The organism is Micromonospora sp. NPDC049240 (assembly GCF_040647835.1).
Lineage (GTDB): Bacteria > Actinomycetota > Actinomycetes > Mycobacteriales > Micromonosporaceae > Micromonospora.
The window spans coordinates 156,570-178,579 of the sequence record NZ_JBEZCX010000004.1 but is presented as its reverse complement, the minus strand read 5'-3'; the positions used below and the strand labels follow the sequence as shown (position 1 = coordinate 178,579).

General features: G+C 74.3%; 24 protein-coding genes and 1 riboswitch. Of the genes, 21 read left to right on the top strand and 3 right to left on the bottom strand.

The annotated features are described in order from the left end of the window. Positions 1 to 34: 34 nt before the first annotated feature. The 10 genes from map to truA all read left to right on the top strand — a co-directional run bounded on the left by map (position 35) and on the right by truA (position 6,398). The gene (map, locus tag AB0B02_RS07945) at positions 35 to 886 is read left to right on the top strand and encodes a type I methionyl aminopeptidase (RefSeq protein WP_281938095.1); all 852 of its coding nucleotides are present in this window, start codon (positions 35 to 37) and stop codon (positions 884 to 886) included. Between the two features lie 119 nt (positions 887 to 1,005). Continuing rightward, positions 1,006 to 1,503 carry a DUF1707 domain-containing protein gene (locus AB0B02_RS07940; RefSeq protein WP_281938094.1) on the top strand — a complete coding sequence of 166 codons (498 nt, stop codon included), beginning with the start codon at positions 1,006 to 1,008 and terminating at the stop codon, positions 1,501 to 1,503. A gap of 249 nt (positions 1,504 to 1,752) precedes the next feature. After that, on the top strand, positions 1,753 to 1,974 hold the full coding sequence (gene infA, locus AB0B02_RS07935) for a translation initiation factor IF-1 (protein WP_007073013.1): 222 nt from the start codon (positions 1,753 to 1,755) through the stop codon (positions 1,972 to 1,974). A 91-nt stretch (positions 1,975 to 2,065) separates the two neighbouring features. Further along, positions 2,066 to 2,179: a 50S ribosomal protein L36 gene (gene rpmJ / locus AB0B02_RS07930; protein WP_043965539.1), complete on the top strand. Its 114-nt coding sequence runs from the start codon at positions 2,066 to 2,068 to the stop codon at positions 2,177 to 2,179. Positions 2,180 to 2,333: 154 nt separating this feature from the next. After that, entirely contained in the window at positions 2,334 to 2,714 is a 381-nt protein-coding gene (gene rpsM / locus AB0B02_RS07925) for a 30S ribosomal protein S13 (protein WP_013288614.1), read from the top strand. A gap of 18 nt (positions 2,715 to 2,732) precedes the next feature. Further along, positions 2,733 to 3,140 carry a 30S ribosomal protein S11 gene (gene rpsK, locus AB0B02_RS07920; RefSeq protein WP_014440747.1) on the top strand — a complete coding sequence of 136 codons (408 nt, stop codon included), beginning with the start codon at positions 2,733 to 2,735 and terminating at the stop codon, positions 3,138 to 3,140. Positions 3,141 to 3,154: 14 nt separating this feature from the next. Then, positions 3,155 to 3,781, top strand: coding sequence for a 30S ribosomal protein S4 (gene rpsD, locus AB0B02_RS07915; RefSeq protein ID WP_089155247.1), 627 nt, complete (start codon positions 3,155 to 3,157; stop codon positions 3,779 to 3,781). A gap of 95 nt (positions 3,782 to 3,876) precedes the next feature. Then, entirely contained in the window at positions 3,877 to 4,899 is a 1,023-nt protein-coding gene (locus tag AB0B02_RS07910; RefSeq protein ID WP_007073009.1) for a DNA-directed RNA polymerase subunit alpha, read from the top strand. A 34-nt stretch (positions 4,900 to 4,933) separates the two neighbouring features. After that, complete coding sequence (gene rplQ, locus AB0B02_RS07905; RefSeq protein WP_281938087.1) at positions 4,934 to 5,494, top strand: 50S ribosomal protein L17; 561 nt, start codon at positions 4,934 to 4,936, stop codon at positions 5,492 to 5,494. 70 nt (positions 5,495 to 5,564) lie between these two features. Further along, positions 5,565 to 6,398: a tRNA pseudouridine(38-40) synthase TruA gene (gene truA / locus AB0B02_RS07900; protein ID WP_281938086.1), complete on the top strand. Its 834-nt coding sequence runs from the start codon at positions 5,565 to 5,567 to the stop codon at positions 6,396 to 6,398. Between the two features lie 94 nt (positions 6,399 to 6,492). Here the strand turns inward: truA and AB0B02_RS07895 are convergent, their stop codons facing one another. Beyond that, a complete protein-coding gene (locus AB0B02_RS07895) occupies positions 6,493 to 7,641 on the bottom strand; it encodes a hypothetical protein (RefSeq protein WP_281938084.1) in 1,149 nt (382 codons plus the stop codon). A gap of 125 nt (positions 7,642 to 7,766) precedes the next feature. Between AB0B02_RS07895 and AB0B02_RS07890 the strand changes: the two genes are divergently transcribed. From AB0B02_RS07890 to AB0B02_RS07875, 4 genes are all read left to right on the top strand, one after another. Further along, the gene (locus AB0B02_RS07890; RefSeq protein ID WP_281938082.1) at positions 7,767 to 8,372 is read left to right on the top strand and encodes a methyltransferase; all 606 of its coding nucleotides are present in this window, start codon (positions 7,767 to 7,769) and stop codon (positions 8,370 to 8,372) included. A gap of 41 nt (positions 8,373 to 8,413) precedes the next feature. Then, positions 8,414 to 10,093, top strand: a complete 1,680-nt coding sequence (locus tag AB0B02_RS07885; protein WP_281938080.1) for an ATP-binding cassette domain-containing protein — start codon at positions 8,414 to 8,416, stop codon at positions 10,091 to 10,093. Further along, positions 10,090 to 10,887: a nucleotidyltransferase domain-containing protein gene (locus AB0B02_RS07880; protein WP_281938078.1), complete on the top strand. Its 798-nt coding sequence runs from the start codon at positions 10,090 to 10,092 to the stop codon at positions 10,885 to 10,887. Before AB0B02_RS07885 ends, AB0B02_RS07880 begins: the two co-directional genes overlap by 4 nt. A 77-nt stretch (positions 10,888 to 10,964) precedes the next feature. Beyond that, on the top strand, positions 10,965 to 11,927 hold the full coding sequence (locus AB0B02_RS07875; protein WP_357298005.1) for an aldo/keto reductase: 963 nt from the start codon (positions 10,965 to 10,967) through the stop codon (positions 11,925 to 11,927). Between the two features lie 89 nt (positions 11,928 to 12,016). Here the strand turns inward: AB0B02_RS07875 and AB0B02_RS07870 are convergent, their stop codons facing one another. Next, the gene (locus AB0B02_RS07870) at positions 12,017 to 12,913 is read right to left on the bottom strand and encodes a DUF559 domain-containing protein (RefSeq protein ID WP_357298002.1); all 897 of its coding nucleotides are present in this window, start codon (positions 12,911 to 12,913) and stop codon (positions 12,017 to 12,019) included. 118 nt (positions 12,914 to 13,031) lie between these two features. After that, positions 13,032 to 13,143, top strand: a riboswitch (TPP riboswitch). Here AB0B02_RS07870 and thiE point away from each other — a divergent pair. The 7 genes from thiE to thiC all read left to right on the top strand — a co-directional run bounded on the left by thiE (position 13,138) and on the right by thiC (position 18,957). Continuing rightward, positions 13,138 to 13,764: a thiamine phosphate synthase gene (thiE, locus tag AB0B02_RS07865; protein ID WP_281938072.1), complete on the top strand. Its 627-nt coding sequence runs from the start codon at positions 13,138 to 13,140 to the stop codon at positions 13,762 to 13,764. Its footprint overlaps the riboswitch before it by 6 nt. After that, positions 13,758 to 14,888, top strand: coding sequence for a glycine oxidase ThiO (gene thiO, locus AB0B02_RS07860; protein WP_357297996.1), 1,131 nt, complete (start codon positions 13,758 to 13,760; stop codon positions 14,886 to 14,888). Before thiE ends, thiO begins: the two co-directional genes overlap by 7 nt. After that, complete coding sequence (thiS, locus tag AB0B02_RS07855) at positions 14,879 to 15,079, top strand: sulfur carrier protein ThiS (RefSeq protein ID WP_357297993.1); 201 nt, start codon at positions 14,879 to 14,881, stop codon at positions 15,077 to 15,079. The genes thiO and thiS overlap by 10 nt, the downstream gene beginning before the upstream one ends. Next, complete coding sequence (locus AB0B02_RS07850; RefSeq protein WP_357297990.1) at positions 15,076 to 15,855, top strand: thiazole synthase; 780 nt, start codon at positions 15,076 to 15,078, stop codon at positions 15,853 to 15,855. Before thiS ends, AB0B02_RS07850 begins: the two co-directional genes overlap by 4 nt. Positions 15,856 to 15,902: 47 nt before the next feature. After that, positions 15,903 to 16,565 carry a thiamine phosphate synthase gene (locus AB0B02_RS07845; RefSeq protein WP_357298368.1) on the top strand — a complete coding sequence of 221 codons (663 nt, stop codon included), beginning with the start codon at positions 15,903 to 15,905 and terminating at the stop codon, positions 16,563 to 16,565. Next, the gene (gene thiD / locus AB0B02_RS07840; RefSeq protein ID WP_357297987.1) at positions 16,562 to 17,350 is read left to right on the top strand and encodes a bifunctional hydroxymethylpyrimidine kinase/phosphomethylpyrimidine kinase; all 789 of its coding nucleotides are present in this window, start codon (positions 16,562 to 16,564) and stop codon (positions 17,348 to 17,350) included. The genes AB0B02_RS07845 and thiD overlap by 4 nt, the downstream gene beginning before the upstream one ends. A gap of 17 nt (positions 17,351 to 17,367) precedes the next feature. Next, a complete protein-coding gene (gene thiC, locus AB0B02_RS07835; RefSeq protein WP_357297984.1) occupies positions 17,368 to 18,957 on the top strand; it encodes a phosphomethylpyrimidine synthase ThiC in 1,590 nt (529 codons plus the stop codon). A gap of 40 nt (positions 18,958 to 18,997) precedes the next feature. Here thiC and AB0B02_RS07830 read toward each other — a convergent pair whose 3' ends face one another. After that, a complete protein-coding gene (locus AB0B02_RS07830) occupies positions 18,998 to 21,973 on the bottom strand; it encodes a hypothetical protein (protein ID WP_357297981.1) in 2,976 nt (991 codons plus the stop codon). Positions 21,974 to 22,010 lie beyond the last annotated feature (37 nt).

The following is a 22,010-nucleotide window of genomic DNA, read 5'->3' as shown; positions in this document are numbered from 1 at the left end:
CCGCTGTTCCGTGTAACGAAAGGTGAACGCCGTCATGCGCCGTCCCCAGCTGGACATCCAGCTGAAGACCCCCGAGCAGATCGAGCTGATGCGGGCCGCCGGTCTGGTGGTCGCCCGCGCTCTGGCCCGGATGCGGGAGGCGGTCGCGCCCGGTGTGTCGACCGCCGACCTCGACGCGATCGCCGAGACGACCATCCGGGAGGCCGGCGCGGTCCCGTCGTTCAAGGGCTACCACGGCTTCCCGGCCTCGATCTGTTCCTCGGTCAACGAGCAGGTGGTGCACGCCATCCCGTCGCCCGAGCAGGTGCTGCGCGAGGGCGACCTGATCTCGATCGACTGCGGGGCGGTGCTCGACGGTTGGCACGGCGACGCGGCGATCACGGTGGCGGTGGGGGAGGTCGACCCGGCGCTGCTGCGGATGGCCGAGGTGGCCGAGGACGCCATGTGGGCCGGGATCGCCGCCGCGGCCCGGGGCGCGGCCTCCGGCAAGGGCCGGCTGACCGACATCTCGCACGCGGTGGAGACCGCGGTCCGCAAGGGCGGCCGGTACGGCATCGTCGACGGCTACGGCGGCCACGGCATCGGCACGGAGATGCACCAGGACCCGCACGTGCTCAACCACGGTCGCCCCGGCAAGGGCCCCCGGCTGGTGCCCGGTCTGGCGCTCGCCATCGAGCCGATGATCACGGCGGGCTCCCCGCGTACCGTCGAGTTGGCCGACGGCTGGACGGTGGTGACGCGGGACCGCTCGATGGCGGTGCACGTGGAGCACTCGATGGCGCTGCTGGCGGACGGGGTGTGGGTGCTCACCGCCGAGGATGGCGGCCGGGCCCGCCTCGGCGATCTGGTGACCTCCCGCCAGCCGGCGAACTCCCCGGCCCGCTGACCCACCCGCCCCCTGTTTCACGGAAAGAGGGGGTATTCGGGCCCGGACGGCAACTCATTCCGTGAAACCGGGCGCGGGGCGGGGTGGCGGGGTGGCGGTCCGGTGGCATCCTTGCCGACATGGACGGGCACCGGGAGATGCGGGCGGCCGACCGCGACCGGGAGGCCGTCGCGGAGCGGCTCCGGGTGGCGCTGGAGGAGGGGCGGCTCGGCCTGCACGAGTACGACGAGCGGCTGGCCCGCGCGTACGGCGCCCGGACCTACGGCGAGCTGGACGAGGTGGTGGCCGACCTGCCCGGCCCGGCGCCCGTCGAGCGGTCCGCGCTGGCGCCCGCCGCGCCGAATCCACCTCCTGCGCCGGTCGCGCCGTCCGACCCGGTGGCCGGTGCCCACGAGGTGCCGGAGAACCGGTCCCGGCTGCTCGGGCTCTGGCTGCCCTGGCTGCGGGTGGCCGCGATCCTGGTGCCGATCTGGCTGATCGGCGCCGTGGCGTCCGGGCATGCCGCCGGCGTCTGGCCGCTCTGGGTGCTGGGGCCGTGGGGCGGCCTGGTGCTGATGCAGTCGGTCGGGCTGATCGGCGCGGATCACGGCCGGAAGCGGCGCGACCGCCGCCGATAGCTGTGCCGCTTGTCACAACCGGGCCGGAAATCCGCCGTTCGAGGGATCTGCCGGCCGGCCGGTTTGGCGACGGCGCGCGGGCGGGCGTACACTTTCAGATCGGCGCACAGCGTCCACTCCGCCATGCCCACCCTGCGCTTCGGTGGGAGTCGGAGCCGCGGCTGGCGCGGGTTCACTGATCTTGGTCAGTTCACCCGTGTAAGACGTTGTGGGCCGTCCGGAGCAACCGACGTCAGGACAGCGGAGTACATGCCGAAAAAAGACGGAGCCATCGAGATCGAGGGTCGGGTCATCGAGCCCCTGCCGAACGCCATGTTCCGGGTGGAGCTCGCGAACGGCCACAAGGTGCTGGCTCACATCAGCGGCAAGATGCGGCAGCACTACATCCGCATCCTGCCGGAGGACCGGGTCGTCGTCGAACTGTCGCCGTACGACCTGACCCGCGGGCGCATCGTCTACCGCTACAAGTAAGCCTGACGACGGCCGGGACGTCCCCGTATCCGTCTTCGACGTCCGGGTCGCGATCCGTCGCGCTCCGGGCCAGATGGGAAGTAAGGCAACCGTGAAGGTCAAGCCGAGCGTCAAGAGGATCTGCAACAAGTGCCGGGTGATCCGTCGGCACGGCCGGGTCATGGTCATCTGCAGCGACCCGCGTCACAAGCAGCGCCAGGGCTGACGCCCCACACATCACCAGCTCGTCCCAGCCGCGGACGGTGCGCCTCGCGCGTACCCCTCGTGGTTGACCCCCGGTCGGAGGCCGGGGCCCGCTCGGGCAGCGGGGTGGGACGGGTCCAGACCTCCGCCACAAACCATGAGGAGTACGCCCGCACATGGCACGTCTAGTCGGCGTGGATCTCCCCCGCGAGAAGCGGATGGAGATCGCGCTCACCTACATCTTCGGGGTCGGCCGTACCCGCGCCCTGGAGACGCTCGCCGCGACCGGCATTTCGCCGGACAAGCGCGTTCGGGACCTCACGGACGAGGAGCTCGTCGAGCTCCGGAACCACATCGAGGGCAACTACAAAGTTGAAGGCGACCTGCGCCGCGAGGTCGCCGCTGACATCCGCCGCAAGGTCGAGATCGGCTGCTACGCCGGCATCCGGCACCGTCGCGGTCTGCCCGTGCGCGGTCAGCGCACCAAGACCAACGCGCGGACCCGGAAGGGCCCGAAGCGGACCGTGGCCGGCAAGAAGAAGCCCGGCAAGAAGTAACTAGGAGCGCACAGACTTATGCCACCGAAGGCTCGTGCCGGAGCCGCCGTCAAGAAGGTCCGGCGCAAGGAACGCAAGAACGTCGCCCACGGGCAGGCGCACATCAAGAGCACCTTCAACAACACCATCGTGTCCATCACGGACCCGACCGGTGCGGTCATCTCCTGGGCCTCCTCCGGCCAGGTGGGCTTCAAGGGCTCCCGCAAGTCGACCCCGTTCGCCGCGCAGCTGGCCGCCGAGGCCGCCGCGCGTCGGGCCATGGAGCACGGCATGCGCAAGGTCGACGTGTTCGTCAAGGGCCCCGGCTCCGGCCGGGAGACCGCCATCCGTTCGCTGCAGGCCGCCGGTCTCGAGGTCGGGCAGATTTCCGACGTCACGCCGCAGCCGCACAACGGGTGCCGTCCGCCGAAGCGTCGCCGGGTCTGAGAGGTTAGAGAGAGATGGCTCGTTACACCGGTGCTGACTGCCGCCGTTGCCGGCGGGAGAAGATGAAGCTGTTCCTCAAGGGCAGCAAGTGCGATGGTCCGAAGTGCCCGTTCGAGTCCCGGCCGTTCCCGCCCGGGCAGCACGGCCGCGGCCGCACGAAGGAGACGGAGTACCTGCTCCAGCTCCGTGAGAAGCAGAAGGCCCGTCGTGTCTACGGCGTGCTGGAGAAGCAGTTCCGCGGCTACTACGAAGAGGCCGTGGGCAAGAAGGCCAAGACCGGTGAGGTTCTGCTCCAGATCCTCGAGTCGCGGCTGGACAACGTGGTCTACCGGGCCGGCTACGCCAAGTCCCGGGACATGGCCCGTCAGCTGGTCAAGCACGGTCACTTCACGGTGAACGGCAAGAAGGTCGACATCCCGTCGTTCCGCGTCAAGGAGCACGACATCATCGAGGTTCGGGGCAAGAGCAAGGAGCTCACCCCGTTCATCGTCGCGCAGGCCGAGGCCGGCTCCAAGACCGTTCCGGCGTGGCTCGAGGCCATCCCCAGCCAGATGAAGGTCCTCGTGCACTCGCTCCCGGCCCGTCAGGTGATCGACACCCAGGTCCAGGAGCAGCTGATCGTCGAGCTCTACTCCAAGTAAGGGCTCGTTGCGGTGGCCCGTCCTGCGGGGCGGGCCACCGGAACAGTTGTGTCGTGGGCGTCAAATAGCGGGCGCCCCGGAAGAGAAGAGAAAAGATGCTCATCAGCCAGCGACCGTCTCTCTCCGAAGAGTCGATCAACGAGACCCGGTCCCGGTTCACCATCGAGCCGCTGGAGCCCGGCTTCGGCTACACGCTCGGCAACTCGCTGCGCCGTACGCTGCTGTCGTCCATCCCGGGCGCGGCGGTCACCTCGATCAAGATCGACGGTGTCCTGCACGAGTTCACCACCATCCCCGGTGTCAAGGAGGACGTGGTCGAGCTCGTCATGAACATCAAGGAGCTGTGCGTCAGCTCCGAGCACGACGAGCCGGTCAGCATGTACCTGCGCAAGCAGGGCCCGGGCGACGTGACCGCCGGTGACATCCAGCCCCCGGCCGGTGTCTCCGTGCACAACCCGGACCTGAAGCTCGCCACCCTCAACGGCAAGGGCCGGCTCGACATGGAGCTGACCGTCGAGCGGGGCCGGGGCTACGTCACCGCCGCGCAGAACAAGCAGGCGGGCGCCGAGATCGGCCGGATCCCGGTCGACTCGATCTACTCGCCGGTGCTGAAGGTGACGTACCGCGTCGAGGCGACCCGCGTCGAGCAGCGGACCGACTTCGACCGGCTGATCATCGACGTCGAGACCAAGCCGTCGATGGGCCCGCGTACCGCGCTGGCCTCGGCCGGCTCGACGCTGGTGGAGCTGTTCGGGCTCGCCCGCGAGCTGGACGAGACCGCCGAGGGCATCGACATCGGGCCGTCCCCGCAGGACGCCCAGCTGGCGGCGGACCTGGCTCTGCCGATCGAGGAGCTGGACCTCACCGTCCGTTCCTACAACTGCCTCAAGCGCGAGGGCATCAACTCCGTTGGTGAGCTGATCGGGCGTACCGAGGCCGACCTCCTCGACATCCGCAACTTCGGTCAGAAGTCGATCGACGAGGTCAAGATGAAGCTCGCCGGGATGGGCCTGGGGCTGAAGGACTCGGCTCCGAACTTCGACCCGGCGCACGTCGTGGACGCCTTCGGCGAGGCCGACTACGACACCGACGACTACCGCGAGACCGAGCAGCTCTAGTCCGCGCTGCCGCCACACCTGAGGAGCACCAAGCATGCCCACGCCCACCAAGGGCCCCCGCCTCGGCGGCAGCCCCGCGCACGAGCGGCTGATGCTGGCCAACCTGGCCACCGCGCTGTTCCAGCACGGCAAGATCCAGACCACCGAGACGAAGGCCCGGCGGCTCCGTCCGCTGGCCGAGCAGCTCATCACCAAGGCCAAGCGCGGCGACCTCGCCTCGCGTCGGCGGGTGGCGGGCGTCGTCAAGGACAAGGACGTGGTCTACTCCCTGTTCGACCAGATCGCGCCCCGGTACGCCAACCGCAACGGTGGCTACACCCGGATCGTGAAGACCGGTCCGCGCAAGGGTGACGCCGCTCCGATGGCGATCATCGAGCTGGTCGAGGAGCTTCAGGTCGCCGAGCCGAAGGCGAACAAGAAGACCGCCGCCCGCAAGGCCGCCCAGCAGGACAAGGTCGAGGCCCTGGCCCCGGCCGAGGAGACCCCCAAGGCCAGCACCGGCGACCAGGACGCCGAGGCTCCGGTCTCCGCCTCCGGTGACACCGCCGCCGCCCGCGAGGACAGCGACGAGGCCACCGAGAACGACAAGGCCTGAGTTCAGGCTCGACCGGGCCCGGCATCCCCACGGGGGTGCCGGGCCCGTCGCCGTCAACGGGAGGTACGAGGTGGACGAGCGGACCCGGCTGCGGCTGGACGTCTCGTACGACGGCACCGACTTCTCCGGATGGGCCCCGCAGCCCACCCGGCGCACGGTGGCCGGCGTGCTCATGGCGACGCTGGACCTGGTGCTCGGCGCCGGCACGGTCACCGGGCTCACCGTGGCCGGGCGGACCGACGCCGGGGTGCACGCCACCGGACAGGTCTGCCACCTGGACCTGCCGACCGAGGTGTGGCGGGCGCACGAGGGGCGGCTGCTGCGCCGGCTGGCCCGGCTGCTCCCGCCGGACGCCCGGGTACGCGCGATGACCGAGGTGCCGGCCGACTTCGACGCCCGGTTCTCGGCCACTTTCCGGCGCTACGAGTACCGGGTCACCGACGCGCCGTGGGGCGCCGAGCCGCTGCGTCGGCGGGACACGCTGGCCTGGTCGAAGCCGCTGGACCTGGCCGCGTTGAACGAGGCCGCGGCCGGTCTGGTGGGCGAGCACGACTTCGCCGCGTACTGCCGGCGCAAGGAGAACGCCACCACGCTGCGCGAGGTGACCCGGCTGGACTGGCGGCGCGACCCGGACGGGATCCTGGTCGCCACCGTGCGGGCCGACGCGTTCTGCCAGAACATGGTGCGCAGTCTGGTCGGCGCCATGCTGGTCGCCGGTGACGGCCGGCGGCCGGTCGAGTGGCCGGCCGGGCTGCTGACCCGCCGGGAACGGTCCAGCGAGGTCACCGTGGCGCCCGCGCACGGCCTCGCGCTGGTCGAGGTCGGCTACCCGGCCGACCCGGCGCAGTACGCCCGCCGCGCCGACCTCACCCGCCGGCTGCGGGTCCCGGTCGCCGAGGGCTGAGCCGGGCGGAGGACGACGCAGGCGCGGCCAAGCGGCCCGGAGACGGCGAACGGCCCGCCACCGGAGTTGGATGGCGGGCCGGGGGAGCGCCGCTTCAGTCGCCGGTGCCGCGCTGGCCGGCGCTGTCCTCGGTCGGACCGTCGGTGGGCTGGCCGGCCGTGCCGCCCGCGGCCCGGTGGTCCAGCACGTTCCGGTTCAGGTGCAGCTCGATCAGGTCGAACATGATCTCGCGGGCGACCGCGTCGTCGGTCGGGATCCGTTCCCCGTCCGCGCGGGTGACCAGGCAGAAGGCGAGATAGTGGCCGCGTACCTGCCAGCCGACCCGGGCGGCGGCCTTCTCCACCGCCTCGGTGCCCGCCCCCGCCGGCAGGCCCCGGAACCGTCCCTGGCGGTCGTCCAGCAACGGCCGGATCCGGTCCCGTACCCGCTGGGCGCTGGCCAGGTCGGTCAGGTTGAACAGCCCGGCGGTGAGCAGGTGGTCGCCGTCGGGGGAGCGGAGCGTGCCCCGGACGACCTGGTTGCACCCGAGCCGGACCAGCAGGTCGGCGATCTCGCCGGTGGCCGAGACGGCGCAGTCGGTGCTGGCCTGCGTCTTGAGCACCCGGTACGCCGGCTTGCCGTCGGTGACCACGAGTTGCTTGCCCGGGAACAGCTCCTTGGCGGTGAGCGTCGCCTGGTCGGTGTCCCGCGAGTCCAGGTCGGACCGGCCGGGCACGCTCGACTCGGACACCGTCGGCCGGGGGGTCTGCTCACTCGTCGGCGGCGTGTCGGCCCGCTCGTCGAGCAGCGCCGCGACGGCCAGGCCGGTGAGGGAGAGCAGGAGCAGCACGGCGGCGCCGCCGACCAGCGCCTGCCAGAACCGGCCGCCGTCGCGGCGGCCCGCCCGCCGGTTCCGTGCCTGGTCGGGCAGGCTCGTGGCGCGGAACGCCGGGCCGGCCGGGACCGGCACGGTCGGGCCCGCGGTCGCGGCGGGCACCGGCTGTGGCACCGGTGGCGCGGGCTGGGGCACCGGGGCGGGCTCCCGGGGCGGTGTGGGCGCCGGCGCGGGTGGCGCGGGGGCGGGCGCCCGGGCGTCGTCGGGGGCCGGGCGGGTGGCCCGGGCCGGTGGCAGCGACGGCGTGGGGAAGCGGGACGGCGACGGGCCGGCCGGTGGCGGCGTCGCGACCACGGGCCCGACCGGGGCCGGCCCGGGCTCCGGATATTCGAGGAAGGCGTCCTCATCGGACTCGTACCGGTACACCATGTGGGATAGAGTAGGGCCGATTATCCCTTTCAGGGGGAATATCGGGAAATTCCGGCGGGGTGGCGTCGCTCCCTGCCTGCCGTACCGTCGCCCGGGCCGCCACCTGCCGGTGCGAGAATGCCCGCGTGACCGGCGACCACTACTTCACCGCTGAGCCCACGACCCCGGCCCGCCCGCGCGAGGTCGAGTTCTCCGTCGCCGGGCGCGACTACACGCTCACCTCGGCCGGCGGCGTCTTCTCCGCCGACCGGCTCGACCCCGGCACCGCCGTGCTGCTGCGCAAGGCCGACCTGCCGGCCGCCGACGCCGCCGGCCCGCTGCTCGACATCGGCTGCGGATTCGGCCCGATCACCTGCGTCCTGGCCACGCTCGCGCCGGCCGCCACGGTCTGGGCGGTGGACGTCAACGAACGGGCCCGCGCGCTCACCACCGCCAACGCCGCCCGCCTCGACGCGGCCGACCGGGTCCACGCCGTCGCCCCGGACGACCTGCCGCCGGACGTCACGTTCGCGCAGATCTGGTCGAACCCACCGATCCACGTCGGCAAGGCCGAACTGCACGACCTGCTGCTGCGCTGGCTGCCCCGGCTCACCCCGGACGGCGTGGCCTGGCTGGTCGTCGCCCGGCACCTCGGCGGCGACTCGCTGCACCGCTGGCTTGTCGAGCAGGGCTGGCAGGTGCAGCGGCACGCCAGCCAGAAGGGCTACCGGGTGCTCCGCGTCACCCGGTAATCCGGTGTCGGCCGGGCCGCCGGCTCGGGCAGGATGCCCGCGTGGGATACGTGGACGTGGCAGGGGTCGGGCACATCCTCCCGGACGGGCGGGAGCTGTTCCGCGACGTGTCGTTCCGGGTCGGTGAGGGCGCCAAGGTGGCGCTCGTCGGCCCCAACGGCGCCGGCAAGACGACGTTGCTCCGGATGGTCGCCGGTGACCTGCCGGTGCCCACCGGCGCGATCGCCCGCGCCGGCGGGCTGGGCGTGATGCGGCAGTTCATCGGCATGATCGGTGACGAGTCGACGCTCGCCGACCTGGCCCTGTCACTCGCGCCGCCGGCGCTGCGCGACGCCGGGCGCCGGCTGGTCGAGACCGAGGCGGCCATGCGGACGGCCGAGGTCCGGGGCAAGTTCAGCTCCGCCGCCGGCAAGGCCCAGCTCGCGTACGCCGACGCGCTGGCCGCCTGGGGCGAAGCCGGCGGGTACGACGCCGAGGTGCTCTTCGACACCGTCACCACCATCGTGCTGGACCTGCCGTGGGACGCCGCCCGGGACCGACCGGTCCGGACGCTCTCCGGTGGCCAGCAGAAACGCTTCGCGCTGGAGCTGCTGCTGCGCGGCCCGGACGAGGTGCTGCTGCTCGACGAGCCGGACAACTTCCTCGACGTGCCCGGCAAGCGGTGGCTGGAGGCGCGGCTGCGGGAGTCCGCCAAGTCCGTGCTCTACGTCTCGCACGACCGGGAGCTGCTGGCGCAGACCGCCGACCGGGTGGTCGCCGTGGAGGGCGGCAGCGCCTGGGTGCACCCGGGCGGCTTCGCGAGCTGGCACGACGCGCGGGTGGCCCGGCACGCCCGCCTCGACGAGCTGCGTCGGCGCTGGGACGAGGAACACCAGAAGCTGCGCGAACTGATGCTGATGTACAAGCAGAAGGCCGCGTACAACGACGGGCTCGCCTCCCGCTACCAGGCCGCGCAGACCCGGCTGCGCAAGTTCGAGGAGGCCGGGCCGCCGCCCGTACCCCCGAAGGACCAGGACATCCGGATGCGGCTGACCGGCGGGCGGACCGGCAAGCGCGCGGTGATCGCCGAGCAACTTGAGCTGGACGGCCTGACCTACCCGTTCGACCTGGAACTCTGGTACGGCGACCGGGTCGCGGTGCTCGGCGCGAACGGGACCGGCAAGTCCCACTTCCTGCGCCTGCTGGCCCGCGGTGGCACCGACCCCGAGCCGGGCAACACGCCTGTCGACGGCGCCGCCGCGCTCGCGCCGGTCGCGCACGGCGGTGTGGTGCGGCTCGGTGCCCGGGTCCGGCCGGGGCACTTCTCGCAGACCCACGACCGCCCGGAGCTGATGGCGAAGACGCTTGTCGAGGTGCTGTGGCGGGGTGACGAGCACCGGGCCGGCATGGACCGGCACGCGGCCATGGCGGCGCTGTCCCGCTACGAGCTGGCCGGCCAGGGCGACCAGCGCTTCGGCACGCTCTCCGGCGGCCAGCAGGCCCGCTTCCTGGTGCTGCTGCTGGAGCTGTCCGGGGCCACGCTGCTGCTGCTCGACGAGCCGACCGACAACCTCGACCTGGCCTCCGCCGAGGCGCTGGAGGCCGGGCTGACCGCGTTCGACGGCACGGTGGTCGCGGTGACGCACGACAGGTGGTTCACCCGGACCTTCGACCGGTTCGTGCTGTTCCGCGGCGACGGGGACGTGGTGGAGACGCCGGAGCCGGTCTGGGACGTCGGATGATCGACCAGGAGCTGGTCGACCGGCTCTGCGCGGTCGACGGCGTGGTCGCGGTGGCGCTCGGCGGCAGCCGGGCCCGCGGCGAACACCGGCCCGACTCCGACTGGGACGTCGGCCTCTACTACCGGGGTACGCCGGACGTGGCCGGGCTGCGCGCGGTCGCCGACTCGGTCGCCGACAGCCCGGTGGACCTCACCGCACCCGGCGGCTGGGGCCCCTGGGTCGACGGCGGCGGCTGGCTGCGCGTCGGCGGGGTGGCGGTGGACTGGATCTACCGGGACCTGGACCGGGTGCACCGGGTCTGGGCGGACTGCCGCGCCGGCCGCTACACGGTCGAGGTGCAGGCCGGGCACCCGCTCGGGTTCTACTCGCCCGCGTACGCCGGGGAGGTCGCGCTCGGCCGGGTGCTGGGCGACCCGACCGGCGAGCTGACCGCGCTGCGGGCCGAGACCGTCCACTACCCGCCCGCGCTCGGCGCGGCACTCGTGGCCGGCGGCTGGGAGGCCGGCCTGCTGCTCGACGGCGCGGCCAAGGGCGCGGCCGGCGGCGATGCCGGGTACGTGGCCGGGTGCCTGTTCCGGGTGGTCGGCGTGCTCGCGCAGGCGCTGCACGGCCGGGCCGGGCGATGGCTGGTCAACGAGAAGGGCATGCTCGCCTCGGCCGGGCGGCTGCCGGGCACGCCACCGGACTTCACCGCCCGGGCGCAGGCGCTGCTCGGCGCGCTCGGGCGTACCCCGGTCGAGCTGGCGGCGACGGTCGGTGCCGCCCGGGCGCTCGTCGCCGACGCGCTGGGCTGAGACGCCCGGGCCGGCGGGCTCGGCCCGGTGGCAGCCGGTCGGGCTCGTCCCGGTGCTCGGGCGGCGGCGGGCATAGGGTGGGACTCGTGAGTGAGATGACCTACCGTCGGCTGGGCGACTCCGGACTCGTGGTGTCCGTGGTCGGCATCGGCTGCAACAACTTCGGCCGCAAACTCGACAGCGACGGCACCCGGGCGGTGGTCGACGCCGCGCTCGACGCCGGGATCACCTTCTTCGACACCGCCGACATCTACGGCGAACCGCAGGGCGGCTCCGAGGAGCTGCTCGGTCAGGCGCTCAAGGGGCGCCGCGACGACGTGGTGGTCGCCACCAAGTTCGGCATGGACATGCACGGCGCGAACGGGCCGGACCACGGCGCCCGGGGCGCCCGCCGCTACATCGCCCGCGCGGTCGAGGCGTCGCTGCGCCGGCTCGGCACCGACCACATCGACCTCTACCAGATGCACGAGCCCGACCCGGGCACGCCGATCGACGAGACGCTCGCCGCGCTGGACGACCTGGTGACCGCCGGCAAGGTGCGTTACCTCGGCAACTCCAACTTCGCCGGCTGGCAGATCGCCGACGCCGACTGGACCGCGTCGTCGGCGGGACGCACCCGGTTCATCTCCGCGCAGAACCACTACTCGCTGCTGGAGCGGGGGGTGGAGGACGAGGTGATCCCGGCCTGCGAGCGGTTCGGCCTCGGCATGCTGCCGTTCTTCCCGCTCGCCAACGGGCTGCTCACCGGCAAGTACAAGCGGGGTGAGGCGCCCCCGACGGGCAGCCGGCTGGCCGGCGGCGGCCGGTACGCCGAGCGGCTGGCGGCGGCGCGCTGGGACACCATCGAGGCGATCGAGGCGTACGCCGCCGAGCGGGGGATCAGCATGCTCCAGGTGGCCATCGGCGGGCTGGCCGCCCGGCCGGCGGTGACCTCGGTGATCGCCGGCGCGACCACTCCGGACCAGGTACGCGCCAACGCCGACGCGGGCACCTGGCAGCCCACCGACGAGGACCTAAACGCCCTGGACGCCCTCCTCTGACGGCTCCCGCGTCGCCCGTTGGGTGGGCAACTCGGTGAGTGGAACGCTATGGCTGTCTCCGGGGGGATTTGACGTTCATGGCGTTCCACTCACGGGCGGCGTTCCGCGAGGGCCTGGCGGACTAGGGCGACGGTGGCGGTTGGGCGGCGCAGCACGTCGTCGGCGGTGAACCTCAGCACGATCCAGCCGGCTGCGCGGAGCGCGTTGAGGCGTGCCACGTCCTGCCGGAACTGGGCCCGTTGCCGGTGGTGGTCGCCGTCGTACTCGACCGCGAGGCGCAGCGCCGGCCAGGCCAGGTCCACCCGGGCCAGGAAGTGCCCGCCGGCGCGCACCTCATGCTGGGCGGTCAGCGGGCCGAGGCCGGCGTCGAGGAGGAGCAGCCGCAGACGCGTCTCCATCGGGGACTCGCTCAACGGCTCGGCCAGCGCCAACACCTCGCGTAGCAGCGGTGCACCCGGCCAGCCCGGGTGTTCCGCGGCATAGGCTCGCAACGCGGTCAGTTCCACCACCCGCCGATGCAGCAGCGCGTCCACGGCGACCAGCGCCTCCGCCCGGGGACCGGCGCGGCCCAGGTCGAATGCGGTACGCAGCGGTGTGGTGACCGGCAGTCCGGCGAACCGGATGCGGTCCCGCTCCGGTAACGGCGACCGGATCACGCGTAACCGCGGATGCGGGCGCAGCCGAACGGCCGTCGGCAGCAGCGCGGTCACCGGGGCGTTCCGGGCGAGCAGGTCCGCGCCGAACAGGTAGGCGGCGCTGCGGCCGGCCAGCGCGGCGTCCGGCGGCAGCCGCAACCCGACCGCGTCGCACCACATCCGGTGGTCGTCGGCGCGGTATGCGTCGCGGTGCACGTACACGTCGGGCAGCAGGCGGACCCACGTCGGCCCGCGCAGCATCGGCCGGGTGAAACGTCCGTCGGCAACCGCTCGGCTGGCTCGGAACGGCCACGCGGACAGGTCGCGCGGGACGCGGGCGTGAGTCGACATCCCGGCAGCGTGCCGTGACTCGACGGTCACCCGCCGTCCCGGTCCGCCGGGTGGTGCGGTCCTGGGAAAAAACTCACCCGGTCTTCCGTACGGCGGGGAGGCGTCGTACGGTAGGCCGCAAGTGACCCACGGGAGCCCGGTGTGGACCGGGCTGAGAGGGGGGCTGACAGCCCCCGACCGTTGAACCTGATCCGGGTAATGCCGGCGCAGGGAGGAGCGTTGCCGTGCCGTCCCTGGGACGACTGCATCTCATCACCGACACCCGACCGGGGCGGGATCCGCTCGGCGTGCTGCGTGCCGCCCTGCCGGTGGGCCGCGCCGAACTCGTCGTGCAGGTCCGCGTGACGGACGACGCCACCGACCGGGAGGCGTACGAGCTGGCCCGCCGGGTGGTCGAGGCGTGCCGGCCGTACGGCACGTGTTGCCTGGTCAACGACCGGTTGCACGTGGCGCTCGCGGTGGGCGCGGCCGGTGGCCACGTCGGGGCGGACGACCTGCCGGTGGCCGCCGCCCGCCGGGTGCTCGGCGTCGACGCGGTGCTCGGCGCGACCGCCCGGGAGCCGGGCACGGCCCGGTCCGCGGTCGCCGCCGGAGCGAGCTACCTGGGCGTGGGCCCCTGCCATGCCACCGCCACGAAGCCGGGGCTGCCCGCGCCGATCGGCCCGGACGGGGTACGCGCGGTCACCGACGCGGTGACCGTGCCGGTGATCGCCATCGGCGGGGTGACCGCCGCGGCGGTGCCGGCGTTGCGGGCGGCCGGGGCGTACGGGGTGGCGGTGGTCGGCGCGCTGTCCGAGGCGGCCGACCCCGCGCACGCCACCGCCGAGCTGCTCGGTGCGCTGACGTGTTAAGCGGGGGCCCCTCCTCTACCGAATGCGTTAACAGGGGGCCCGTCCTTTCCGAGGTGGGGGTGGTGGGGGCGGGGCCGGTGGGGCTGGCGATCGCGTGGCGGTGCGCGCAGCGCGGGCTGCGGGTGAGCGTGTACGACGACCGCCCCGGGTCGGGCGCGGCGCGGGTCGCCGCCGGCATGCTCGCCCCGGTCGCCGAGGCGTACTTCGGTGAGCGGGAGCTGACCGGGCTGCTCGTCGGGTCCGCGGCCCGGTGGCCGGCGTTCGCCGCCGAGCTGGCCGAGGCGAGCGGCGTCGACCTGGGCCACCGCACCGAGGGCACGCTGGTGGTCGGGCTCACCGCCGACGACCTGGCCGAGGCGGGGCGGCTGTGGTCGTACCAGCAGGGTCTGGGGTTGCCGATCACGCCGCTGCGCCCGTCGGCGCTGCGCGACCGCGAGCCGGCGCTGGCCACCCGGGTGCGCGGCGGCGCGGTCGCGCCCGGCGACCACCAGGTCGACCCGCGCCGCCTGGTCGCCGCGCTGCGGGTCGCGGCGGAGCGGGCCGGCGTGACGTTCCGGCCGACGCGGGTCGGCGCGTTGTCCGAGGTGGACGCGCGGGTCACCGTGGTCGCGGCCGGCTGCGGCGCGGCGGCGCTGACCGGGCTGCCGATCCGGCCGGTGAAGGGCCAGGTGCTGCGGCTCCGCGCGCCCGCCGGCGGTCCGCCGGGCTTCCGGCACGTGATCCGGGGGTACGCCGACGGCGAGCCGGTCTACCTGGTGCCCCGGGCCGGCGGCGAGGTGGTGGTCGGCGCCACCGTGGAGGAACGCGCGGACGTCGAGGTGACCGCCGGCGGTGTGCTGCGGCTGCTCCGCGCCGCCGCCGAGCTGGTCCCCGAGCTGACCGAGTACGCGCTGGTGGAGGCCGTCGCCGGGCGGCGCCCGGGCACGCCGGACAACGCGCCGGTGATCGGGGCGCTGCCCGGCCGGCCCGGCGTGCTCGCCGCCACCGGGCACCACCGGCACGGCATCGTGCTCACCCCGGTCACCGCCGACCTGGTCACCGAACTGATCGTCAACGGCGAGCCGGATCCGGCGCTCGCCCCCTTCAGCCCGGCACGGTTTTCGAAGGAGCGCCTGTGGAACTGATCGTCAACGGCACGGGGCGGACGCTGCCCGACGGCGTCACGCTCGCCGAGGTGGTCCGCGCGGTGACCGGTCAGCAGCGCGGCCTCGCGGTCGCGGTCAACGGCGAGGTGGTGCCGCGCGGCGGTTGGCCGGCGAGCGTGCTGCGCGACGGCGACCGCGTCGAGGTGCTCAGCGCCGCGCAGGGCGGGTGACCGGGATGTCCCTGGAGATCGGCGGCGTGCCGCTCGGCTCCCGGCTGGTGCTCGGCACCGGCGGCGCGGCCAGCCTGGACGTGTTGGAGGCGGCGGTCCGGGCGTCCGGCACGGAGGTGGTGACGCTGGCGCTGCGCCGGGTCGACACCACGCCGGGTGGCGCGGGCGGGCTGCTCGACCTGCTGGAGCGGTGCGGGGTACGGCTGCTGCCGAACACGGCCGGCTGCCGGACCGCGGTGGAGGCGGTGAAGACGGCGCACCTGGTCCGGGAGGCGTTCGACACCGACTGGGTGAAGCTGGAGGTGATCGGCGACGAGCGCACGCTGCTGCCCGACGGGGTGGAGCTGCTGCGCGCCGCCGAGGAGCTGGTCGCCGACGGGTTCACCGTGCTGCCGTACACCTCGGACGATCCGGTGCTGGCCCGGCGGCTGGCCGACGTCGGCTGCGCCGCGGTGATGCCGGCCGGGTCGCCGATCGGCTCCGGTCTGGGCATCGGCAACCCGCATCACATCCGGCTGATCCGGCAGGCCGTCGACGTGCCGGTGATCCTCGACGCCGGTATCGGCACCGCCTCCGACGCCGCGCTCGCCATGGAACTGGGTTGCGACGGGGTGCTGCTGGCCAGCGCCGTCACCCGCGCCGCCGACCCGGTGGCCATGGCCACCGCCATGCGCCACGCGGTCGGGGCCGGTCGCCTGGCGTACGGGGCCGGCCGCATCCCCCGCCGCTGTCACGCGCTCCCGTCCACCCCCGACGACGGCCGGCCCGACCTGTGACCGGCGCCCGCGTCGCCACCGTTCCCGGCGGGTGGACGCGTACCGGCATCCGCGATCGCCCGGCCGGTGTGGTGCTGCTGACCGATCGGCGGGTCGCGCGGAGGCCGCTCGTCGAGGTGGTGGCGGCGGCCGTCGACGGGGGAGTGCGGTGGGTGGTGCTGCGGGAGAAGGACCTGCCGCGCGCCGAGCGCCTGGCGCTCGCCGTCGAGCTGCGCGCGGTCCTGGCCGACGTCGGCGGCACGCTGGTCGTGGCCGGACCGGACCCGCTCGACGGCGACGCCGTGCACCTGCCGGCCGCCGGCCCGTACCCGCCGCCGCGCCTCGGGCTGGTCGGCCGTTCCTGCCACGACGCCGCCGAACTGGCGCGACTGACCACCGAGGACTACGCGACGCTGTCCCCGGTCCTCCCCACCCGCACCAAACCCGGCTACGGCCCACCGTTGGGCCCGGAAGGGCTGCGCGCGCTGGTCGGGGTCGGCCCGGTGCCGGCGCTCGCCCTCGGCGGCATCGAGACCCCGGACCAGGTGCGGGCCTGCGTCGCGGCGGGTGCCACAGGGGTCGCCGTGCTCGGCGCGCTCATGCGCGCACCCGACCCGGCAGCGACCGCCGCCACGCTGGGCAGCGCCTTCGAGGAGGCGGCCACCCCGATGTCGCGCACCCCCCACCCGACGGCGGAGACCCCCACCGCAACCAGAGAAGGAACGCAGTGACGCCGCAGGTAGTCCTCACCATCGCCGGTTCCGACTCCGGCGGCGGCGCCGGCATCCAGGCGGACCTGAAGACGTTCGCCGCGCTCGGCGCGTACGGCACGAGCGTGCTCACGGCCGTCACCGCGCAGAACACGCGCGGCGTGGACGCCGTCCTGCCGCTGCCCCCGCAGACCGTCCGCGACCAGCTCGACAGCGTGCTCGGCGACTTCGACGTCCGGGCCGTGAAGACCGGCATGCTCGGCACGCCGGCGGTCGCCGAGGCGGTGGCCGGGGCGGCCCGGGACGGGCGACTGCCCCGGCTCGTCGTCGACCCGGTGCTGGTCGCCACCAGCGGGCACCGGCTCGGCGTGACGGAGGCGGTCGAGCGGCTGCTGCCGTACGCCGAGGTGGCGACGCCGAACTGCGCGGAGGCCGCGGCCCTCACCGGACGCCCGGTCGGCACGGTCGAGGAGATGGTCGCCGCGGCCGAGGCACTGGCCGCGCGCGGGCCGACGTTCGTGGTGGTGACCGGCGGCGACGTCGACGCGGCCGGCGAGTCGGTGGACGTGCTGGCCGGCGGCGGCACGACGCGGCTGCTGCGCGCGCCCCGGGTGGACACCCGGCACAACCACGGCACCGGCTGTTCGTTCGCCGCCGCCGTCGCGGTCCGGCTGGCGGCCGGCGACGCGGCGCCGGTCGCGGTGGCCGCCGCCAAGGAGTACGTGACCCGCGCGCTGACCGGCGCGCGGGGCTGGGAGCTGGGCGCGGGACGCGGCCCGCTGGACCACTTCGGCTGGTCCGCTTGAGCGACAGGGAGGCTGTCATGCAGGCACGTCGCAAGGTGTACGTGGAAGGGTCGCGGCCGGACATCCGGGTGCCGTTCGCGGAGGTGACGCTGACCGGGGACAACCCGCCGGTGCGGCTCTACGACACCTCGGGCCCGGGATCGGACCCGGAGGTGGGGCTGCCCGCGCTGCGCGGGCCGTGGATCGCCGAGCGGGGCGACGTCGCGCCGGTGCGGGGCGCCGGCAGCCCGCTGGCGGGAACCCGGCCGACCCAGCTCGCGTACGCCCGGGCCGGGACCGTCACGCCGGAGATGGAGTTCGTGGCGATCCGGGAGGGCGTCACGCCGGAGTTCGTCCGGGACGAGATCGCCGCCGGGCGGGCCGTGCTGCCGCTCAACGTCAACCACCCGGAGTGCGAGCCGGCGATCATCGGCAGGGCGTTCCTGGTGAAGGTGAACGCCAACATCGGCACCTCGGCGGTCACCTCGTCGGTGGCCGAGGAGGTCGAGAAGCTCACCTGGGCGACCCGGTGGGGCGCGGACACCGTGATGGACCTCTCCACCGGCAGGCGGATCCACCAGACCCGCGAGGCGATCGTGCGCAACGCGCCGGTGCCGATCGGCACGGTGCCGATCTACCAGGCGTTGGAGAAGGTCGGCGGGGACCCGGTGAAGCTGAGCTGGAAGGTGTTCCGGGAGACCGTGATCGAGCAGGCGGAGCAGGGCGTCGACTACATGACCGTGCACGCCGGCGTGCTGCTGCCGTACGTGCCGCTGGCCGTGGACCGGGTCACCGGCATCGTCTCCCGGGGCGGTTCGATCATGGCGGCCTGGTGCCTGGCGCACCACGAGGAGAACTTCCTCTACACCAACTTCCGCGAGCTGTGCGCGTTGCTGGCGAAGTACGACGTGACGTTCTCGCTCGGCGACGGGCTGCGTCCCGGGTCCATCGCGGACGCCAACGACGAGGCGCAGTTCGCCGAGTTGCGTACGCTCGGCGAGCTGACCACGGTGGCCTGGGAGCACGACGTCCAGGTGATGATCGAGGGCCCGGGGCACGTGCCCATGCACAAGATCAAGGAGAACGTGGACCTCCAGCAGGAGTGGTGCCACGAGGCGCCGTTCTACACGCTGGGCCCGCTGACCACCGACATCGCGCCCGCGTACGACCACATCACGTCCGCGATCGGCGCCGCCATGATCGGCATGTTCGGCACCGCGATGCTCTGCTACGTGACGCCGAAGGAGCACCTCGGGCTGCCGGACCGGGACGACGTGAAGGCCGGCGTGATCGCGTACAAGATCGCGGCGCACGCGGCCGACCTGGCCAAGGGGCACGCCGGTGCGCAGGCGTGGGACGACGCGCTCTCCAAGGCGCGGTTCGAGTTCCGCTGGGAGGACCAGTTCAACCTGGCGCTCGACCCGGAGACGGCCCGGGCGTACCACGACGCGACGCTGCCGGCCGAGCCGGCCAAGACCGCGCACTTCTGCTCGATGTGCGGACCGAAGTTCTGCTCCATGAAGATCACCCAGGAGCTGAAGGACTACGCGGCGCGGGGCATGCGCGGCAAGTCCGAGGAGTTCGTCGCCGCCGGCTCGCAGGTCTACCTGCCGCTGGCTGGAGCGTGACCGGGGGCCGGGCGCGGTCCGGCCCGGCCCCCGGGTCGGCTCAGTCGCGGTGGTGCCGGCCGGTACGCAGGGAGCGGGCGTCGTCGGCGTTGTCGTCCGAGGCGAGCCCGGCGACCCAGTCGACGTACTCGTCGTCGGTCGTGGTGCCCGGCTCGGCGGTCTCGTCGGCCGGCTCCGGGCCGCCCTTGTCCCGGTTACGCCGGAACAGTCCGCGCCGAATCTTCGACTTCCCGCCGGCCGCCTCGGCGTCGTCCGCCCCGGCGTGCCGTCCCCGGGACGCCTCCCGGTCGTCGTTCCCGGCGCCGGAACCCGAGCCCGAGCCCGAGCCGGAACCCGAGTCGGTGGCCTGCTCCGGCACGGTCGTGCCGGTTCTCGCGCCGTCGGCTCGCGCCGGCACGGCCTCCTCCGCAGCGGTCCGGCCGGCCGGGCGGGCGTTGGTGGCGAGCGCGTCCCACCCGGTGCTCCGACCCGGCTCGGGCAGGCCCTGATGGTGGAGACGGGGCGCCGGTTCGGCCCGGTCGGTCGCGTCGTCGCCGTCCCGGCCGGTGGCCGGCGGCGTGGTGGCGGGCGGACGGGCCGGACGGCCGGCCGGCGGGGTGATCGGCCAGGCGGGGCGCACGTCCCCCGCTCGTTCGGTGGCGTCCTCGAAGATCGGGAACCGTGGCCGGGGAGACGCGGGCGGGGGTTGCTCGGCCGGCTCGGGGTCGAAGAAGAAGCTGCGTGGCCGCCGGGCCGGTTGCGGCGGGGCCTTCGGCTCCCCGGTTCGCGTTCCGCCCGGCATGTCGGTGCCACGCGCGTCGGTGCCGTCCGGGACCGGGCCGGCTGCCGTGGTGGCCGCGTCGGTGGCTCCGGCTCTGTCGGTGGCTCCGATCGCATCGGCAGCCCTGGCGGGCCGGGTGGCTCTCACCGCGCCGGCGGCCTGGACAGGGTCGGCCACGTCGGTGGCGTCGGGGGCACCGACCGCCGTGACCGGCGTGGCTGCGGGTGGCGTGGCTGCGGACGGGCCGGTGTCCTCACCGGTGGGACGCGTCGGTCGGGTGCGGCCCGAGCGCCCGGTCCGGGGGGCTTCGGCCGGGTCGCCTGTCGCATCGTCCGTGAGCGGTGTGGGCCGGGTGGCGGCGCGGCTCCGGCGTGCCCGGGTGGCGCGTGGCGCGTTCTCCGCCCGCCCCGCCGTGACGTCGGCCGTCTGCTCCGCCGTGCCGTCGGACTTCTTTTCCGCGGTGTCGTCGGACTTCTGCGTCGCGGTGCCGTCGGACTTCTGCTCCACCGTGCCGTCGGACTTCTGCTCCACCGTGCCGTCGGACTTCTGCTCCACCGTGCCGTCGGACTTCTGCCGCGCGGTGCCGTCGGACCTCTGCTCCGCCGCGGCGTCGCCCGTCTGCTCCGCGGTGCCGTCGGACTTCTGCTTCGCCGAGCCAGTGGGCGCATCGGTGGTCGGGATCGTGGCCCTCGTGCGCGCCGGGACGGTGGTCGTCGGCGCGACCGCGACGGACGGCGTGCCGGCCGTCGGGTCGGTGCCGGTCGCCTCCGGTGCGGAAACCGGCCGCATGGCCCCCCGTTCGTCGGTCCCCGGCTGGTCGGCCGCCCGCGCGTCGGTCCGCAGCTCGTCGGCCCTGGCCCCATCGGTGTCCGACTCGCTGGTGCCCGTTCCGGCGATGCCTGTTCCGGTGGTCCCCGTTCCGGCGATGCCTGTTCCGGTGGTCCCCGTTCCGGCGGTGCCTGTTTCGGTGGTGCCTGTTTCGGTGGTCCCCGTTCCGGTGGTCCCCGTTCCGGGCGTGTCGGGGCCGGCCGGAAGCGGCCCGGTCGACGGCTGCGGCTCGGGGCGGCCGGCGGCGAGGACGTCGATGGCCGAGGTGCGCCGGCCCGGTGGCAGCAAGCCGGGCATCGGGGACGTACGGGCCGGATCCTCGTCGCGCCGGCCACCGGCCGGCGTGACCGACCGGGCCGGTCGCTCGTCGTCGAGGGACGGCGCCGGACCGGCGTGTCGGGGCGCCGACGACGGCGGCGTGACCGATCCGCCGGCCTCCGGCCAGTCCCAGTGCGCGGGAGCCGGCGCGCCGGCCGTGGCCGGCACCGGCGCGCTGACGGCCGGCGTCGTCGGAACGGGCGCGCTGGCCGGCAGCGGCGCGAGGATGTCGGTCGGGTCGACGGCGTCGGCGTCGGCGTTGCCCGGCCGGGGCAGCACCGAGGTGGCGGTCGCGCCGAGCGCCCCGGCCGCGACCGCGATCAGCGCGCCGTAGTAGGGCGCGAGCTGGTAGCGGTCGGCCGCCGTGCCGGGACCGGCGGTCAGGTAGGCGAACGCCACCAGCACCGGCCCGGCCGCGCCGGCCGCGCCGCCGACCAGTGGCGGATACCCGGCCCGGCGGGCCAGCACACCGATCGCGCCGCCCGCGAGCAGGGCCAGCGTGGGCAGTAGCAGCATGGCCAGGCGTTGCGCCGCCGGGGCGCCCAGCCAGGACGGTTCGAGCACCCCGAGGCGTACGGTGGCCAGCGGCCGGTTGGCGACGATCGTGGGTGCGACGGAGAGCAGCGCCAGCAGCCAGACGATTCCGGTGGTGATCGCGACGCCCCAGCCGAACGGCGGCTTGAGCAGCACGGCGATCGCCGCGCCGGCGCCCACCACCGCACCGAGGACGGCGCAGATGCCGGCCGCCCAGACCGGGTCGACGGAACCGCCCAGCTCGGCGGCGCGGGCCGGTTGCATGCAGAGCGGGGCGACCACGATCGCGCCGAGCGCGCTGACGCCGGCGATCGAGAGCAGCTCGGTGGTGCCACCGGGGAGGTCGTCGCGGCGGGCGAGGCGCTCGGTGAGGACGGCCCCGGCGACGGTGGCGACGGCGGCGAACCAGGCGACCCAGACGAGCTGGGCGGGCCAGCGGTTGACCGAGACGTCGACGAACGCGCCGTCGAGGCGGACGACGCCGAAGCCGTACGCGACGCCGAGCTGGCCGGCAGCGGCCAGCACACTCACCCCGAGCGCTGTGAGCAGCAGCCTGCCCCACGTCCGAAAGGCCATGTCGGGCACGTTACGGCCCGGTGGGGTGGTTCGCCAC

Bases quoted from the DNA above. Each gene is read 5' to 3' on its own strand.
- thiC (WP_357297984.1), top strand. From the start codon at position 17,368: ATGCAGGCACGTCGCAAGGTGTACGTGGAAGGGTCGCGGCCGGACATC.
- AB0B02_RS07830 (WP_357297981.1), bottom strand. From the start codon at position 21,973: ATGGCCTTTCGGACGTGGGGCAGGCTGCTGCTCACAGCGCTCGGGGTG.
- infA (WP_007073013.1), top strand. From the start codon at position 1,753: ATGCCGAAAAAAGACGGAGCCATCGAGATCGAGGGTCGGGTCATCGAG.
- AB0B02_RS07910 (WP_007073009.1), top strand. From the start codon at position 3,877: ATGCTCATCAGCCAGCGACCGTCTCTCTCCGAAGAGTCGATCAACGAG.
- AB0B02_RS07895 (WP_281938084.1), bottom strand. From the start codon at position 7,641: ATGGTGTACCGGTACGAGTCCGATGAGGACGCCTTCCTCGAATATCCG.
- rplQ (WP_281938087.1), top strand. From the start codon at position 4,934: ATGCCCACGCCCACCAAGGGCCCCCGCCTCGGCGGCAGCCCCGCGCAC.
- rpsD (WP_089155247.1), top strand. From the start codon at position 3,155: ATGGCTCGTTACACCGGTGCTGACTGCCGCCGTTGCCGGCGGGAGAAG.
- map (WP_281938095.1), top strand. From the start codon at position 35: ATGCGCCGTCCCCAGCTGGACATCCAGCTGAAGACCCCCGAGCAGATC.
- AB0B02_RS07880 (WP_281938078.1), top strand. From the start codon at position 10,090: ATGATCGACCAGGAGCTGGTCGACCGGCTCTGCGCGGTCGACGGCGTG.
- rpsK (WP_014440747.1), top strand. From the start codon at position 2,733: ATGCCACCGAAGGCTCGTGCCGGAGCCGCCGTCAAGAAGGTCCGGCGC.
- rpsM (WP_013288614.1), top strand. From the start codon at position 2,334: ATGGCACGTCTAGTCGGCGTGGATCTCCCCCGCGAGAAGCGGATGGAG.
- AB0B02_RS07870 (WP_357298002.1), bottom strand. From the start codon at position 12,913: ATGTCGACTCACGCCCGCGTCCCGCGCGACCTGTCCGCGTGGCCGTTC.
- AB0B02_RS07940 (WP_281938094.1), top strand. From the start codon at position 1,006: ATGGACGGGCACCGGGAGATGCGGGCGGCCGACCGCGACCGGGAGGCC.